Source organism: Enterobacter sp. PL_is514 (assembly GCF_055816715.1).
Window position 1 is genome coordinate 409,623 of sequence record NZ_JBVPGN010000034.1, and the last position, 18,142, is coordinate 427,764.

General features: G+C 62.9%; 1 protein-coding gene. It reads left to right on the forward strand.

Features of this window, described 5'->3' with window-relative positions:
• The first annotated feature begins 91 nt into the window (after positions 1–91).
• Positions 92–18,097 (forward strand): Ig-like domain-containing protein, encoded by an 18,006-nt coding sequence (locus AC0TNG_RS17620; RefSeq protein ID WP_473723529.1) that lies wholly within the window; start codon positions 92–94, stop codon positions 18,095–18,097.
• Positions 18,098–18,142: the final 45 nt, after the last annotated feature.

Below are 18,142 nucleotides of genomic sequence, written 5' to 3' on the forward strand. Positions count from 1 at the left end.
GTCTGAAAATAATGGGTGTTTTTTCCCAGGGATAGCTACATCCGTCTGGTGGACATATCCACAGGAATCCGCACACCTGCAAGGAGAAGAAATGAGTAACGTAAAGGTTGTTGATGTCATCATTCGCAAAACGGCGGAGAAAACGAAATTAACCGGCGAAGGAAATCTGTCGGTCTCTATTTCATCCCCGAGCGTGATTGAAATCCAGGGTTCTGCTCAGGATGTGGTGCGTTATGTTCGCCAGGGGAAAGACCTCCTCATTTATATGAAAGATGGCAGCGTTATTCGCTGCAATAACTATTTTATTGAAGATCCTGAAACGCATAATCAGTCAGAGCTGGTATTCAACGATCGTCAGGAACTGACACATATTTCTTTTGCCGATGCCGGGGAAGCGTCAGGCGTTGCGGTGACCGAGTTAACCGCGCAGGCCACACCGATTAGCAGCATTCAACCTTTCCTCGAGCAGGAAAGTGTTTTAAGCGACGCGCCGTGGGGCTGGATTGCGGGAGCTGCGTTAGGCGGCGGTGCCATCGGGGCACTGCTGGCAAACGGCGGTGACGGCGAGACTAAAACAAAAGTCATTGATAATACCAAAGAAGTTGAAAGCGCCACGCCGACCTTCTTGCTGTCGGATAAAGCGGGTGACAAGCAGGGCGTGCTGACAGCAAACTCGATCACGGACGACAACACGCCAACCTTTAGCGGCACCGGTCAGCCGGGCGCGACCATCCAGATCAAAGACAGCAGCGGCAGCACCATTGCCAGCACCATGGTCGGCAAAGACGGCACGTGGACGGTAATATTACCGACCCAGACGGACGGGGAGCACACTTGGTCGGTCGTGCAGATCGACGGCAGTAAAACCACCGATGCGGGCAGTATTACCGTGACGGTCTCTACCGCCGATGCCGCCATTACGCTTGCCACCACGGCGGGCGATAACGTGCTGAACGCCAGCGAGCAATCTGCGGGCTTTACGCTCTCCGGTGCCAGCAAAAATCTGGCGCAGGGTACCGAACTCATCGTGACGCTGAACGGCAAAACCTACGCGGCTGAAGTTGGGGCAGACGGCGCGTGGAGCGTTAACGTACCTGCGGCAGACGCGCAGGCGCTGGGCGACGGTACCTGGACGGTTAACGTGAGCGGTAAAGACGCGGCGGGTAACACCGTCAGCGGAAGCCAGACGATTGGCGTGGATACCACCGCGCCAACCCTCTCTGTCGATACTCTCGCACAGGACAACATCATTAATGCGGCTGAGCACAATCAGCCGCTGACCCTGACCGGTAAAACGAATGCGGAAGCCGGTCAGATCGTCACGGTCACCCTGAACGGTAAAAATTATAACGCCACGGTGGGCAGCGACGGCACCTGGTCCGTCACGCTGGAGGCGGGCGACGTGCAGGCGCTCAATGAGGGTAATCACACCCTGATGGTTAACGTGAGCGACAAAGCGGGCAACGGTTCGTCCGTGACGGCAGATTTCACGGTGGATACCGCCGCACCGGTCATCACCATCCATACCGTGGCGGGCGACGATATCCTTAATATCAGCGAGCAGGGCCAGGCGCACATTATTTCCGGCCAGGCGAGCGGTGCCGCCGCGGGCGATGTGGTCACCGTAACCCTTGGCGGTCAGACCTTCACCGGCGTGGTGCTGGCGGACGGCAGCTGGAGCGTGGGCGTGCCGGCGTCCGTGCTGGGCGCGCTGGGCGAAGGCAACCATACGCTTTCAGTTTCCGTGACCGACGCGGCAGGCAACACCGGCAGCGCCACGCACGACATTACGCTGAGTGGACATCCGCCAGAATTTACGATTGACGCCATCAGCCAGGATAACGTCCTGAATGCCCAGGAGGCGATGCAGCCGCTGAGCCTGACCGGCACCAGCAACCTGCCGGACGGCACCGCCATTACCGTGACGCTGAACAACGTCAACTATCAGGCCACCGTCGAAAACGGTATCTGGGCGATCCAGGTGCCGGTGTCCGACGTCCTGAATCTGGCAAACACCCTTTACACCGTCAGCGTCAGCGGTACCGACAGCGTGGGTAACAGCGGTTCTGCCGAAGCGAATCTGCTGGTGGATACCGTCCTTCCGCAGGTCATCATCAATACGTTTGCGGGCGACAACCTGGTCAATAACGCCGAAGCGGGCGTCGATCAAACCCTCAGCGGTCGCGTTACCGGCGCGGCGGCGGGCGATACCGTCTCCATCACCGCAGGCGGCAAGAGCTACACCGCAACGGTTGGCAGCGATCTGACCTGGAGCGTGAAGATCCCGTCAGCGGATCTTCAGGCGTTCGGCGACGGCGATTTAACCTTCACCGCGTCGGTGACCAACGGGCACGGCAATACCGGCACCGGCGAGCGTGATATCAATATCAACGCGGAGCTGCCGGGTCTGCGCGTGAACACCATTTCCGGCGATGACGTGATCAACGCCATTGAACAGCAGCAGGATCTGAGCGTCACCGGCTCCAGTACCCATCTGGCCCCGGGCACGCAGATTGTCGTCACCATCAACAACGTTGAGTACGTCACCGCGGTTAACGCCAGCGGTAACTGGCAGATCGGCGTTCCGGCGGCGGACCTGCAGGCCTGGACGGCGGGCGGCATGACGGTGAGCGTCAGCGCGGTAGATGCCTGGGGCAATCCCGTTGCGGCTGAACACCCGATTGAACTCGATCTGAACGCCGTGGCGGTCACCATTGATACCGTCTCCGGTGACGACCTGCTGAATGCGGCAGAAAAAGGCGGTGATTTAACCCTTTCCGGCCAGACGCAGGGCGTGGAAGCGGGGCAGACCGTGGTGGTGAAATTCGCTGACCAGACCTTTACTGCGCAGGTGCAGCAGGATGGCTCCTGGAGCCTGACCGTACCCGCCAGCGCCATGGAAACCCTGACCGACGGGCGCGCGCAGGTGAGCGTCAGCGTCACTAACGTCAGCGGCAACAGCGCGGACGCGGCGCGCGATGTCACGGTGGATACGCAGCCACCGGCGATTACGCTCGATAACCTGACCGCCGACAACATCATTAATGCGGCAGAAGCGCAGCAGGATTTACTGTTAAGCGGCAGCAGCAGTGCGGAACCTGGCCAGACGGTCACCGTGACGCTGAACGGCAAAACGTATCAGACCACGGTCCAGACGGACGGTACCTGGCAGCTGAGCGTCCCGGCGGCTGACGTCGGTGCCCTGACGGACGGCATCGTTACCGTGACGGCAACCGTGAGCGACGTGGCGGGCAACAGCAGCAGCGCCGATCGCGTGGGTCTGGTGGATGCGACCGTACCGCAGGTGACCATTAATGACTTTGTCACCGGCACCAATACCATTAACCAGCTCGCCCATTCACAGGCGCAGATCCTGAGCGGCTCCGTCACCGGTGCGGCAGCGGGTGACCTGGTGACTATCACCATTAACAGCGTCGATTACACCACCGTGGTGGATGCGGCGGGCAACTGGAGCCTCGGCCTGCCTGCGCCCGTCGTGCAGGGCCTGGCGGACGGCACCTGGACCATCGACGTCTCCGTGACCGACCGATCCGGCAACACCGGAAGCAGTTCGCTGGATGTGGTGGTGAATACCGTGACGCCTGTTATTGGTATCAGCACGCTGGCGGCGGACGACGTAATCAATGCGACCGAGAAGGGCGAAGATCTGCTGCTCTCCGGCACCAGCAACCAGCCGGAAGGCACGCGCGTCACCGTTAACCTGAACGGCATCAACTACACCGCCACCACCGACGCCAGCGGTAACTGGAGCGTGACCGTACCGGCCTCGGCCGTAAGCACCCTGGGAGAAGCTCATTACACCGTGACGGCGAGCGTCACGGATAGCGTAGGCAACAGCGCCTCAACCTCACACGATGTGCTGGTGGACAGCTCGCTGCCGGTGGTGACGATCGGCACGCTGGCGGGCGACAATATCGTTAACGCGGCGGAAGTGGCGGCAGGGCAAACCCTGTCCGGTAAGGTGACGAACGCGGCGGTAGGTGACACTGTCACGATTATCCTCGGCGGTCAGACTTACACGGCTACCGTGCAGGACGATCTCACCTGGAGCCTGCCGATAAGCGAAAGCCAGTTAACCGCGCTCGGCAATGGCGACCTCACCGTATCCGCCAGCGTGACCAACGCGCACGGTAATACCGGTTCTTCTTCTCTCGACTTCAGCATCGACGCCCAGCTTCCGGGACTGCGTATTGATACGGTCGCAGGTGACGACGTGATTAACGTCATCGAACACGCCCAGAATCTGATTGTCTCCGGCACCAGCACCGATCTGGCGGCGGGCAGCGCCGTCACCGTGACCATTAACGGCAAAGCGTATTCCGCAACGGTGCTGGCCGACGGCACCTGGCAGGCAGCGGTACCGGCGGCGGACGTGTCCCAGTGGGCGGATGGCTCGCTGGATATCAAGGCAAGCGCGAAGGATGCCTCCGGTAACCCGGTGACCATCGGCACCGTCGTGGACGTCGATCTCGCGCCGGTCGCCATCACCATCAGCAGCGTGACCGACGACAACGTGCTTAACGCGGCGGAAAAAGGCCAGGACCTGGTGCTGTCCGGCACCACCGCCAACGTGGAAGCGGGCCAGACCGTCACCATCATCATTGCAGGGAAAACGTACACCACGACGGTGGATGGCAACGGCGACTGGACCTGGACCGTTCCGGCTGCCGATCTGAGTGCCCTGAAGGACGGTGGCGCCAGCGTGCAGGTCAGCGTCACCAACGTGAACGGCAACGCGGCCTCTTCGGTGCAGGCATTCAGCGTCGACACCACCGCGCCGACGGTGACCATCAACACCATCAGCAATGACAATATGCTGAACGCGGCAGAGGCGGCGCAGGATCTGACCCTGAGCGGGACGTCTACTGCCGAAGCGGGCCAGACGGTCACCGTGACCTTCAACGGCAATCAGTACACCGCGCAGGTGCAGGCGGACGGCAGCTGGACGCTCGACGTTCCGGCGGCGGATCTGGCGGGCATCACCGACGGCAGCGCGGCGGTCACGGCGACCGTGTCCGATAAGGCAGGTAACCCGGCCAGCGCAGGTTCCTCGGTGCTGGTCGACACCACCGTGCCGCAGATTTCGTTCAACATCGTTGCGGGCGACGACATCGTGAATATTGCCGAGCACGGCCAGGCGCTGATCGTCTCCGGTAAGGTGACGGGCGCGCAGGCGGGCGACGTGATTACCGTGACCCTGAACGGCAAAGACTACACCGCTATGCTGGACGCGTCCGGCAACTGGAGCGTGGGCGTTCCTGCGGCGGACGTGGGCGCGCTGGCAAACGGCGAGCAGACGATCTCTGCGACCCTCACCGACAAAGCCGGTAACAGCACCACCGCGACGCACGAGTTTGACGTCTCCCTGACCGCGCCGGTGATTGCCATCAATACCCTGGCGGCTGATGACGTGATCAACGCGACTGAGAAAGGCCAGGATCTGCTGGTGTCCGGCACCAGTAACCAGCCGGATGGCACGACCATTACGGTGACCCTGAACGGCATCAGCTATACGGCCACCGCCGACGCGAGCGGGAACTGGAGCGTGACCGTTCCGGCGGCAAACGTCTCTGCGCTGGGCGAAGCGAGCTACGCCGTGACGGCGAGCGTGACCGACAGCGCGGGGAACAGCGCGAGCACCGGCCACAGCGTGCTGGTCGACAGCGCGCTGCCGCAGGTCACCATCAACCCCGTCGCCACGGACGATGTCATTAACGCGGCGGAAGTGGCTAGCGGGCAGACCCTCAGCGGAAAAGTGAGCGGCGCAGCGAGCGGTGACACTGTCACTGTTTCAGTCGGTGGCAATACCTGGACCGCGACGGTTCAGGACGACCTGAGCTGGTCGGTCAACGTGCCGTCCACGGTCTTAACCGCCATCGGTAACGGCGATCTGACGGTATCAGCCAGCGTCACCAACGGCCACGGCAACACCGGAACGGGCGAGCGCGAAATCGTTATAGATGCCAACCTGCCGGGCCTGCGCGTCGATACCGTGGCGGGCGATGATGTGATCAACAGCATTGAACACGCTCAGAACCTGATTATCACCGGCTCAAGCGAAGGCCTGGCAGCGGGCGCGGCGCTGACGGTGACCGTCAACGGTAAAACCTACGCGGCCACCGTACTGTCGGACGGAACCTGGACGGCGGCCATTCCGGCGGCAGACGTCAGCGCGCTGGCTGCGGGCACGGTTACCGTGACCGTGGAGGGGCAAAGCACCGCGGGGAATCCGGTGACCATCAGCCATGACGTGAAGGTGGATCTGGCGGCAGTCGCCATCAGCATTAACCCGATTGCCTCTGACGACGTGATTAACGCGGCGGAGAAAGGCGCGGACCTGGTGCTGTCTGGCTCCACCACCAACGTGGAAGAAAACCAGACCGTTACCATCACCTTCGGCGGCAAGTCGTACACCGCGACGGTCGATGCCGACGGCAACTGGACGGCGACCGTACCGTCTGCCGACGTGGGCAGCCTGAAGGACGGCGATGCCAGCGTGCAGGTGAGCGTGACCAACGTGAACGGCAACAGCGCGTCGGCGGGCCGCGAGTACAGCGTGGACGCGACCGCGCCGACGGTGTCTATTGAAATCATCAGCGACAACAACATCATCAATGCGGCTGAAGCGCAGCAGGATCTGGTGATTAACGGCGTGACCAACGCCGAAGCGGGCCAGACCGTCACCGTGACGCTGAACGGCGTGGACTACACCACCACCGTTCAGGCCAACGGCAGCTGGAGCGTGACCGTGCCGTCCGCGGATCTGAGCGGTATTACCGACGGGAACTACACCGTCAGCGCCGCCGTATCGGACAAAGCGGGCAACCCGGCCTCCGCGGATCGCGACGTGCTGGTGGATACCACCGTTCCACAGTTGACCATTAACACCGTATCCGACGACGACGTGATCAACAGCGCCGAGCATGGGCAGGCCCTGATTGTCACCGGTTCCGTGACGGGCGCGGCGGCGGGCGACGTGGTCACCGTTACCCTCAACGGCAAATCGTACACCGCTACCCTGGACGCCTCCGGCAACTGGAGCGTGGGCGTGCCTGCGGCGGACGTCACCGCGCTGGCCGCCGGGGATTACACCATTACCGCGGCGCTGACTGATAAAGCGGGCAACAGCAACAGCGCCACGCACGGCGTGGAGGTGAACCTGACCGCGCCTGTGCTGACCATTGACACCGTTTCCGGTGACGATGTGATCAATAACAGCGAGAAAACCCAGGATCTGACGATTTCCGGTACGGCTTCCGGCCTGGCGGCAGGCGCGGCGGTGACCGTGATGCTGAACGGCAAAGCGTACAGCGCGCTGGTGGACGATAACGGGAAATGGACCACCACCGTTCCGGCGAGCGAAGTCGGTCAGTTGGGCGAGGCGCTTTATACCGTCACCGCCTCGGCAACGGACAGCGTCGGCAACAGCACCAGCGCGTCGCACACCGTAAACGTGGAGTCCGTTCTGCCGGGCGTGATCGTCAACACCATTGCGGGCGACGACATTATTAACGCGGCGGAGCTGGCAGCCGGCCAGACCATCAGCGGTAAGGTGGTGAATGCCGAAGCGGGCAACACCGTGACCGTGACGATTGGCGGCAACAGCTACACCGCAACGGTGCAGAGCGATCTCACCTGGTCCGTTAACGTGCCGTCTGACGTGCTGACCGCGCTGGGCAACGGCGATTTGACCGTGTCAGCCAGCGTCACGAACGGCGTGGGCAATAGCGGAACGGGCGAGCGCGAAATCGTGATAGACGCTAACCTGCCGGGCCTGCGCGTGGATACCGTGGCGGGTGACGACGTGATCAACAGCATCGAACATACTCAAAACCTGATTATCACCGGCACCAGTGACGGGCTGGCGGCGGGTGCGGCGCTGACCGTGACCGTCAACGGCAAAACCTATCCGGCGACCGTGCTGGCGGACGGCACCTGGAGCGCGGCGATCCCTGCGGCGGACGTGGGTGCGCTGGCTGCAGGCACGGTTACCGTGACCGTTGCGGGCCAGAGCAGCGCCGGTAACCCGGTTTCCATCAGCCACGATGTGACGGTGGATCTGGCGACCGTTGCCATCAGCATCGATGCGATTGCTACCGACGACGTGATTAATGCCGCCGAGAAGGGCGCGGATCTGGTGCTCTCCGGGGCGACCTCGAACGTTGAGGAAAACCAGACCGTTACCATCACCTTCGGCGGCAAGAGCTACACCGCGACCGTAGGCGCCGACGGCAAATGGACGACCACGGTGCCAGCCGCCGACCTGGCGGGTCTGAAAGACGGCGACGCCAGCGTGCAGGTGAGCGTCACCAACGTCAACGGCAACAGCGCCTCGGCAGGACGCGAGTACAGCGTGGATGCGACCGCACCGTCGGTGACCATCAACACGCTGGCGACGGACGACATTCTGAATGCCACCGAAGCGAAGAGCGATCTGACCGTTTCCGGCACCAGCACCGCCGAAGCGGGCCAGACGGTCACCGTATCGCTGAACGGTAAAGACTACACCACAACCGTCAGCGCAGACGGCAGCTGGACGCTGAACGTTCCAGCGGCGGATCTGGCTGGATTAACCGACGGCAGCGTGACCGTCACCGCATCGGTCAGCGATAAAGCGGGTAACCCGGCGTCCGTGGATCACAACCTGGCGGTAGACATCACCGCGCCTGCGGTGACTATCAATACCGTTGCGGGCGACGACGTCATTAACATTGCAGAACACGGCCAGGTGCAAATCATCAGCGGCACCGCCACCGGCGCAGCAGCGGGCGATAAGGTCACCGTCACCATCGGCGGCCAGACGTACACCACCGTGCTGGACGCGGCGGGCAACTGGAGCGTCGGCGTCCCGGCCAGCGTGATTTCAGGCCTCAGCGACGGCACCGTGGCCGTCACGGCGTCGGTCACCGACGCGGCGGGCAACACCGGCACCGGCACGCATAACGTGACCGTCGATACCGGCCTGCCGTCCGTAGCCTTCAACGCCATCAGCGGCGACAACGTGCTGAACGCGGTGGAAAAAGGTCAGGATCTGAGCGTCAGCGGCACCAGCGCCAACCTCGCGGAAGGCACCGTGGTGACCGTGACCCTGAACGGCAAAAACTACACGGCGACGACCGCCGCAGACGGCACCTGGAGCCTGACGGTTCTGGCAGCAGATCTGGCCGGTCTCGGTCAGGCCAACTACACCCTGAACGCAACCGCCACCAACGACGTGGGCAACAGCGTGAGCAACACCGCGAACCTGCTGGTGGACACCGCGCTGCCAACGGTCAACATCAACACCGTGGCGGGCGATAACGTCATTAATGCGGCGGAAGTGGCCGCAGGCCAGACCCTGAGCGGCACCGTGGCGAATGCCGAAGCGGGCAATACCGTGACCGTGACCATTGGTGGCAACAGCTACACCGCAACGGTGCAGAACGACCTGACCTGGTCCGTCAACGTGCCGTCTGACGTGCTGACCGCGCTGGGCAACGGCAGCCTGAGCGTGACGGCGACCGTTACCAACGGCCACGGCAACACCGGCACCGTCGAGCGCGAGATCGCGATCGACGCTAACCTGCCGGGGCTGCGCGTGGACACCGTGGCGGGCGACAACGTCATCAACAGCATTGAGCATGCGCAGAACCTGATCGTCACCGGCTCCAGCGACGGGCTGGCGTCGGGCACGGCGCTGACCGTCACCGTCAACGGTAAAGACTATGCGGCCACGGTGCTGGCGGACGGCACCTGGAGCGCGGCTGTTCCGGCAGCGGACGTGAGCGCGTGGCCGGAAGGCACCGTCAAAATCAGCGTCACCGGCGACAGCGCTGCGGGCAATCCGATTACCATCAGCCACGATGTGACGGTAGATCTGGCGACCGTTGCCATCAGCATCAATGCGATTGCGACCGACGACGTGATTAACGCGGCGGAGAAAGGCGCGAATCTGGTGCTGTCCGGTGCGACCACCCACGTTGAGGCCGGGCAAACCGTGACCATCAGCCTGAACGGCAAAATCTACACCACCACGGTGGACGACAGCGGCAACTGGACCTGGACCGTACCGTCTGCAGATCTGGCGCACCTCAAGGATGGCGACGCCAGCGTGCAGGTGAGCGTCACCAACGTGAACGGCAACAGCGCCTCGGCGGGGCGTGAGTACAGCGTGGATGCGACCGCGCCGTCCGTGACCATTCATACCCTGGCGGCTGACGATATTCTGAATGCCGCAGAAGCGCAGTCCGATCTGACCGTGTCCGGCACCACCACCGCCGAAGCGGGCCAGACGGTGACCGTGTCGCTGAACGGCAAAGACTACACCACAACCGCAGGCGCGGACGGCAGCTGGACGCTGAGCGTTCCGGCGGCGGATCTGGCGGCGCTCGGCGACGGCAGCGTCATCGTGACGGCGAGCGTCAGCGACAAAGCGGGCAACCCGGCGTCGGCCGATCACACTCTGACGGTGGACGTGACCGTTCCTGCGGTGACCATCAATACCGTGGCGGGCGATGATGTCATTAACCTCGCAGAACACAGCCAGGCGCACATCGTCAGCGGCACCGCCACCGGTGCGGCCGCGGGCGATAAGGTGACCGTGACCATCGGCGGCCAGACTTACACCACCGTTCTGGACGCGGCGGGTAACTGGAGCATCGGCGTCCCGGCCAGCGTGATTTCCGGCCTCAGCGACGGCACCGTAACCGTCACGGCGTCGGTCACTGACGCGGCGGGCAACACCGGCACCGGCAGCCATAACGTGACCGTCGATACCGGCCTGCCGTCCGTGGCGTTCAACGCCATCAGCGGCGATAACGTGCTGAACGCGGTGGAGAAAGGTCAGGATCTGAGCGTCAGCGGCACTAGCGCCAACCTGGCGGAAGGCACCGTGGTGATCGTGACCCTCAACGGTAAAAGCTACACGGCGACGACCGCCGCAGACGGCACCTGGAGCCTGACGGTTCCGGCAGCGGATCTGGCGAGTCTCGGCCAGGCCAACTACACCCTGAACGCGACCGCCACTAACGGCGTGGGCAACAGCGTCAGCAACACCGCGAATCTGCTGGTCGATACCGCGCTGCCGACCGTCACCATCAATACCGTGGCGGGCGACAACGTCATCAACGCGGCGGAAGTGGCGGCAGGCCAGACCATCAGCGGCACCGTGGCGAATGCCGAAGCGGGCAATACCGTCACCGTGACCATTGGCGGTAACACGTACACCGCAACGGTGCAGAGCGATCTGACCTGGTCCGTTAACGTGCCGGAGTCCGTCCTGACGGCGCTGGGCAATGGCGATTTGACCGTATCGGCAACCGTCACCAACGGCCACGGCAACACGGGAGCGGGCGAGCGCGAAATCGTTATAGACGCCAGCCTGCCGGGCCTGCGCGTCGATACCGTGGCGGGCGACGATGTGATCAACAGCATCGAACATACTCAAAACCTGATCGTCTCCGGCTCCAGCGACGGGCTGGCGGCAGGTACAACGCTCACCGTGACCGTCAATGGCAAAACCTATGCGACCTCCGTGCTGGCAGACGGTTCCTGGAGCGCGGCGATCCCGGCGGCAGACGTCGCGGCCTTCGCAGCAGGTACGGTCACCGTCACCGTTGCAGGCCAGAGCGCGGCGGGCAACCCGGTGACCATCAGCCATGACGTGACCGTCGATCTGGCGGCGGTGGCTATCAGCATCGATGCGATTGCCACCGACGACGTGATTAACGCGGCGGAGAAAGGCGCGGATCTGGTGCTCTCCGGCAGCACCTCGAACGTGGAGGAAAACCAGACCGTTACCATTACCTTCGGCGGCAAGACGTACACCGTGAAGGTGGATGCTGACGGCAACTGGACGGCCACCGTGCCGTCTGCGGATCTCGCGGGCCTGAAGGACGGTGACGCCAGCGTGCAGGTGAGCGTCACCAACGCGCACGGCAACAGCGCCTCGGCGGGCCGCGAGTACAGTGTGGACGCGACTGCGCCAACCGTGAGCATTGATACGGTCGCTGGCGATAACGTGATTAACGCCAGCGAAGCGTCTGCGGGCGTGGCCATTTCCGGCACCACCACGGCGGAAGTCGGGCAGACGGTCACCGTGACGCTGGGCGGTAAGAGCTATACCGCCCAGGTGCAGCAGGGCGGTATCTGGAGCGTGAACGTGCCGGGCACCGATCTGTCCGCACTGGCGGATAACGGCTACACCGTGCAGGTCAGCGTGAGCGACGCCGCGGGTAACCCGGGCAGCGCGGGCAAAGCGATTACGCTTGATACCACGCCGCCGACCGTCAGCTTTAACGCTGTCGCGGGCGATAACGTCATTAACAGCGTGGAGCACGGGCAGGCGCAGATTGTCAGCGGCACGGCAACCGGCGCGAGCGTCGGCGATAAAGTGGTTATCACCCTCGGTTCGAACCAGTACACCACTACCGTTGACGCCAGCGGCAACTGGAGCGTGGGCGTCCCGGCCAGCGTGATTTCCGCGCTGAACGACGGCACCGTGACCCTCAGCGCGACCATTACCGACAGCGCGGGCAACAGCAGCACCCAGACCCATGACGTGGTGGTCAACACCGCATCCGTGGCGCTGACGGTGAACACCGTTAGCGGTGACGACGTCATCAACGCGGCTGAAGCCGGTTCGTCCCTGGTGATTAACGGCTCCAGTGCCCAGCTCGCCAGCGGGACGCAGGTTACCGTGACGCTGAACGGCAAGAGCTATACGGCCACCATCCAGAGCGACGGCAGCTGGACGACCACCGTTCCGGCCGCAGACGTGGGCGCACTGGCCGATGGCGCGCGCTATCAGGTGTCCGTGTCGGCGCAGGACAGCGCGGGCAACAGCGCGTCGGCGACGCACGGCATCAGCGTGGATACCACTGCGCCGGTGGTGAGCATTGCGACGCTGTCGGTTGACGACATGCTGAACGCCGCGGAAGCGCAGCTGCCGCTGACCGTGCACGGATCTTCCAGCGCGGAGGCGGGTCAGACCGTTACCGTGACGCTGGGCGGCAAAACCTACGCTGCGCTTATCGGCAGCGACGGCACCTGGACGCTCGACGTGCCGGCTGCCGATCTGGCTGCGCTGAGCCAGGGTGCGCTGACGGTGACCGCCTCGGTCAACGATAAAGCGGGTAATAACGGCCAGACCACGCACACCTTAACGGTAGACACCGTCGCGCCAGCCGTAACCATCAGCACCGTGGCCGATGACGATATCGTCAACAACGCCGAGCAGCTGGCGGGCCAGACCATCCGTGGCACCACCACGGCGGAACAGGGCCAGACGGTGACCGTCTCCTTCAGCGGGCACAGCTATCAGGCGACCGTCGGGGCGGACGGATCGTGGTCGGTCTTCGTACCGGGCCGTGATTTCCTCGGCCTGAGCGACGGGGAGTACACCATCACCGCTTCGGTAAGCGACAGGGCGGGCAACCCGGGCAGCGCAACGCACGACGTGACGCTGAACGGCGATGTCCCAACCATCACCATTAACACCTTTGCGCAGGACGATATCGTCAACGCCGCCGAGCACGGCACGCCGCTGGTCATCAGCGGCACCACCGACGCGCCTGTAGGCCAGACGGTGACCATCACGCTGAACGGTAAAACCTATACGGCGACCGTGCAGAATGACGGTACATGGAGCTACACGGTGGGAAGCGCTGACGTGACCGCGCTGGCAGACGGCGGCTCGTACGTGATTAACGCGCAGGTCAGCAATACCATCGGCAACAGCGCCAGCGATAACCATACCGTCACGGTGGATCTCACCGCGCCGTCGATGGGGATCGCTATTGATTCGCTGCAAAACGACACCGGCCTGAGCGCAACGGATTTCATCACCAACGACAGCCACGTTGTGGTCAACGGCTCGCTGACCGCGCAGCTCGGCAATAACGAGAAGGCGCAGATCAGCCTCGACGGCGGCGTCACCTGGATTGACCTGACCGTGACCGGCACCACCTGGCGCTACGCCGATGGCCGCACCCTGACGGACGGGACGTATCAGTACCAGGTCCGCGTGATTGATAACGCGGGCAACGTGGGGGCCACGGACAGCCAGGACGTGGTGATTGACCTGACGAAGCCTGCGGCAACCACCATTACCGTGGATTCCATTACGCAGGATACCGGCCTGTCCGGCAGCGACTTTATCACCAGCGACAACCAGATCAGCCTGAAAGGGACGCTCGGCGCGGCGCTGGGCAGCGGCGACCACGCGCAGATCAGCCTTGACGGGGGCGTCACCTGGACCGACGTCAGCGTCAGCGGCCTGAGCTGGACGTATGTTGATGGCCGCACGCTGGCCGACGGGGATTACAACTACCAGCTGCGCGTGATTGACGATGCGGGCAACATCAGCGCCACCGCCAGCCAGGTGGTGACCATTGATACGGTTGCGCCGGACGCGAGCAAAACCATCGCCATCGACAGCATCAGTGACGATACCGGTCTGAGCAGCAGCGACTTTATCACCAACGATACGTCCCTGACGCTGCACGGCTCGCTCGGCGCGACGCTGGCCGACGGCGAGTATGCCCAGATCAGCATCGACGGCGGCATGACCTGGCAGAACGTCATCGTCACCGGCAACAGCTGGTACTACGTCGATGGCCGCACGCTGGGTAACCAGACCTATGACTACTACGTTCGCGTGGTGGATGCGGCGGGCAACGTGGGTGCCAGCGCCCATCAGCAGGTGACCGTCGATACGGTCGCCCCGGATGCGGCGATTACGGTGACCGTGGATAACATCACCGTGGATACCGGCTTCGACAATAACGACTTCCTGACCAGTTCGACCTCGTACACGCTGCACGGAACGCTTGGCGCAGCGTTAGGGGCGGGAGAGTACGTGCAGGTGAGCATGGACGGCGGCACGACCTGGGTATACGCCACCGTCAGCGGGACGCAGTGGAGCTACAGCGACACGCGTACCCTGACCGACGGTAGCCATAGCTACCAGGTGCGGGTCGTCGACCAGGCGGGGAACGTTGGGGCCACCACCGCGCAGGCGGTGACGGTGGATACCCACGCGCCGCAGTACGGCGTCACCATCGACAGCATCAGCGAAGATACCGGCCAGTCCGGGAGTGATTTCATCACCATGGACACCACGCTGACCATCAACGGTTCGCTGGGCAGCGCGCTGGCAAGCGACGAGCGCGTACAGATCAGCCTCGACGGCGGGAACACCTGGCTCGATACCACGGTCACCAACCAGCGCTGGAGCTACACCGATACCCGCGATCTGCCTGACGGTGACTACACCTACCAGGTGCGGATTATCGACCAGGCGGGCAACGTGGGCTCCACGTCCTCTCAGGTGGTGACGGTGGACACCACGCCGCCGACCACGGTGGGTACGGTCGTGAGCTATACCGACGGTGAAGGCGAGCGTCAGGGCACCTTTGGCAGCGCGGTGGCAACGGACGATAACTCGCCGCTGATCAACGGGACGCTTAACCGCGCTCCGGACGACGGTGAAATTGTACAGCTCTATCGTGACGGGGTCCTGCTCGGTCAGGTGACCATGAACGGCAGCGCAAGCTGGTCCTTCCAGGACAACGGCCTGAGCGACGGCAACCACACCTACATTGTGCGCGTCACCGACAGGGCCGGTAACTACACCGAGTCTGACGGCTTTGTGCTGAACGTTGATACCAGCATCCCGACCACCACGGCGGCGATTACCGCGCAGACCACGTCGGACACCACGCCGATCGTCACCGGTACCGTCTCCGCTGACCTGGTGAACGGTGAATACCTGGTGGTAACGGTGAACGGGAAAACCTACACCTCCCAGACCGGCGGCGCGGTGGTGGTCGATCCGGATCACAACACCTGGTATCTGCAGATCCCGGACGGCGATGCGCTGAGCGTGGCGAGCTACAGCGTGACGGCGCAGGTGAAGAGCAGCGCGGGTAACGGCAATACCACCGGTACGGCAACCGGCAGCCTGGTGATTGACACCACTTCGGTGAATACCGACTGGGCGACCACGGCGGGGAACAGCAACAACTCCACCATGACCCTCGGCATGAACAGCAGCGGTCTGTGGAACATCATTGCTAACGGCCAGTCTTATTCCAGCAGCGATAGCTCGACCTATGCCGGGAATACCCTGACCAACACCCGCGGCTATTACGTGGTGAGCCAGACCGCCGCCGACTTTGACCGTAACGGCACGCAGGATATTTTCGCCACGGAGACCACCTACTCAGGATCCACGCAGGTGATGTGGACCTACGATGGCAGCACCTATAACGCCAGCCAGCTGGCGATGGGGACCACCATCTGGTACGGCGGCGTGATTGCGTACGACAAAACCGGGGATGGCTATCTGGATCTGGCGTACGGCGACTCCGGCGCGGACTCCATTACCTATCTGATCAACAACAACGGGGTACTCTCGCCTGACGGCACTTACGGCGGCGCGGGGTTCTGGGGACAGTTCACCACCATGCGTGAAATCTCCGGCGTCGATATTAACAATGACGGCACCGTGGATGTGGTTCAGCACACCAACCGCAGCGGCGCGTACTCGTTAACCGTGATCAACAACAACGGTAACGGCACGCTCTCTATCGGTCAGAACCTGACGAACGTGTTCGTGGCCAACGCCTCGAATACCACCACGGCGGCGTCCATGACGTGGGCGGACTTCAACGGCGATGGCTACATGGATCTGTACCTGGGCAGTAGCTACAACAACAACGGCGGGGTGATCTACTACAACGACGGTACCGGGAAGCTCTCAACCACCAAGAGCGCGGTCGAGGCCTCTAACGCCACGGCGGGGTATCTGTCGGTGGCGGTGGACTGGAACGGTGACGGGCAGATGGACATCGTCAAGCTCAGCACCTATGGCGGCTCGCAGACGGCAACGCTGTTCACCAACAACGGTTACGGCTCGACCTGGACTGCAAGCCAGCTGGCTTCCGGACTGGCGAACGTCACCGGCGTGGCGGCAGTGGACTACAACTGGGACGGTGCGCAGGATCTGCTGGTCTCTCAGCAGAACGGCAAGGTGGTGCTGGTACAAAACAGCAAAACCATTGCTGACGGCACCGCGATGCACCTGCACATTGTCGACAGCGAGGGCATCAACGCCTACTACGGCAATACGGTCAATCTGTACAACGCCGCGGGCGTACTGGTGGCCTCGCAGATCATCAACGCCCAGTCCGGTATCGGTTCGAACGATACCTCTGCGCTGGTGAGCTTCTACGGGCTGGATCCGAATGAAACCTACTCGGCCGAGATCCTGAAGATCACCAACGGCGTGTCGGATAACGTCACCTGGAGCGGCCTGGAGGCGGGCAACGGCAAGGAGGGCTACGTCCTGACGGCCGAAGCGGCCACCGGCGGCCACAGCGGAACCATTACCGGAACCGGGTATAACGACACCTTTATCGCAGAGGATGGCACCTATACCTACAACGGTTCCGGCGGCTGGACTACCCATTCCGACCATGACACCTGGAGCAACACCGGTGGGATGGACGTGGTGGATTACCGCAATGCGACCTCCGGCGTAACCGTTGATTTGCGCCTTTCTACCGCGCAGAACACCGGGTTCGGTACGTCACGACTGCTCAACATTGAAGGAATTAACGGCTCGAACTTCGACGACGTCATTACCGGCAACAGCGGTGATAACCAGTTCGAAGGCCGGGGCGGGAACGACACCTTCAACATCGGCAGCGGCGGTCACGATACGTTGCTCTACAAGCTGATCAACGCCTCGGATGCCACGGGCGGTAACGGTCACGACGTGGTGAACGGCTTTACGGTCGGCACCTGGGAAGGGACCGCGGACACGGATCGTATTGACCTGCGCGATCTGCTCTCCGGCAGCGGCTATACCGGCACGGGCTCGGCGAGCTACGTGAACGGCGTGGCCACGCTGGACAGCAGCGCGGGCAATATCAGCGATTACATCCGCGTGGTGCAGAACGGCAGCAATACCGAGATCCAGGTTGACCTGGACGGTACAGGCGGCCAGTTCTCGCCAACCACTCTGGTGACCCTGAACGGCGTGCAGACGGATCTGGCGACGCTGCTGGCGAACCATCAGCTGTTAATTGCGTAAACCAGCGCCGCGGGGAGCGATCCTCGCGGCCTTTTGGCGTTTCTT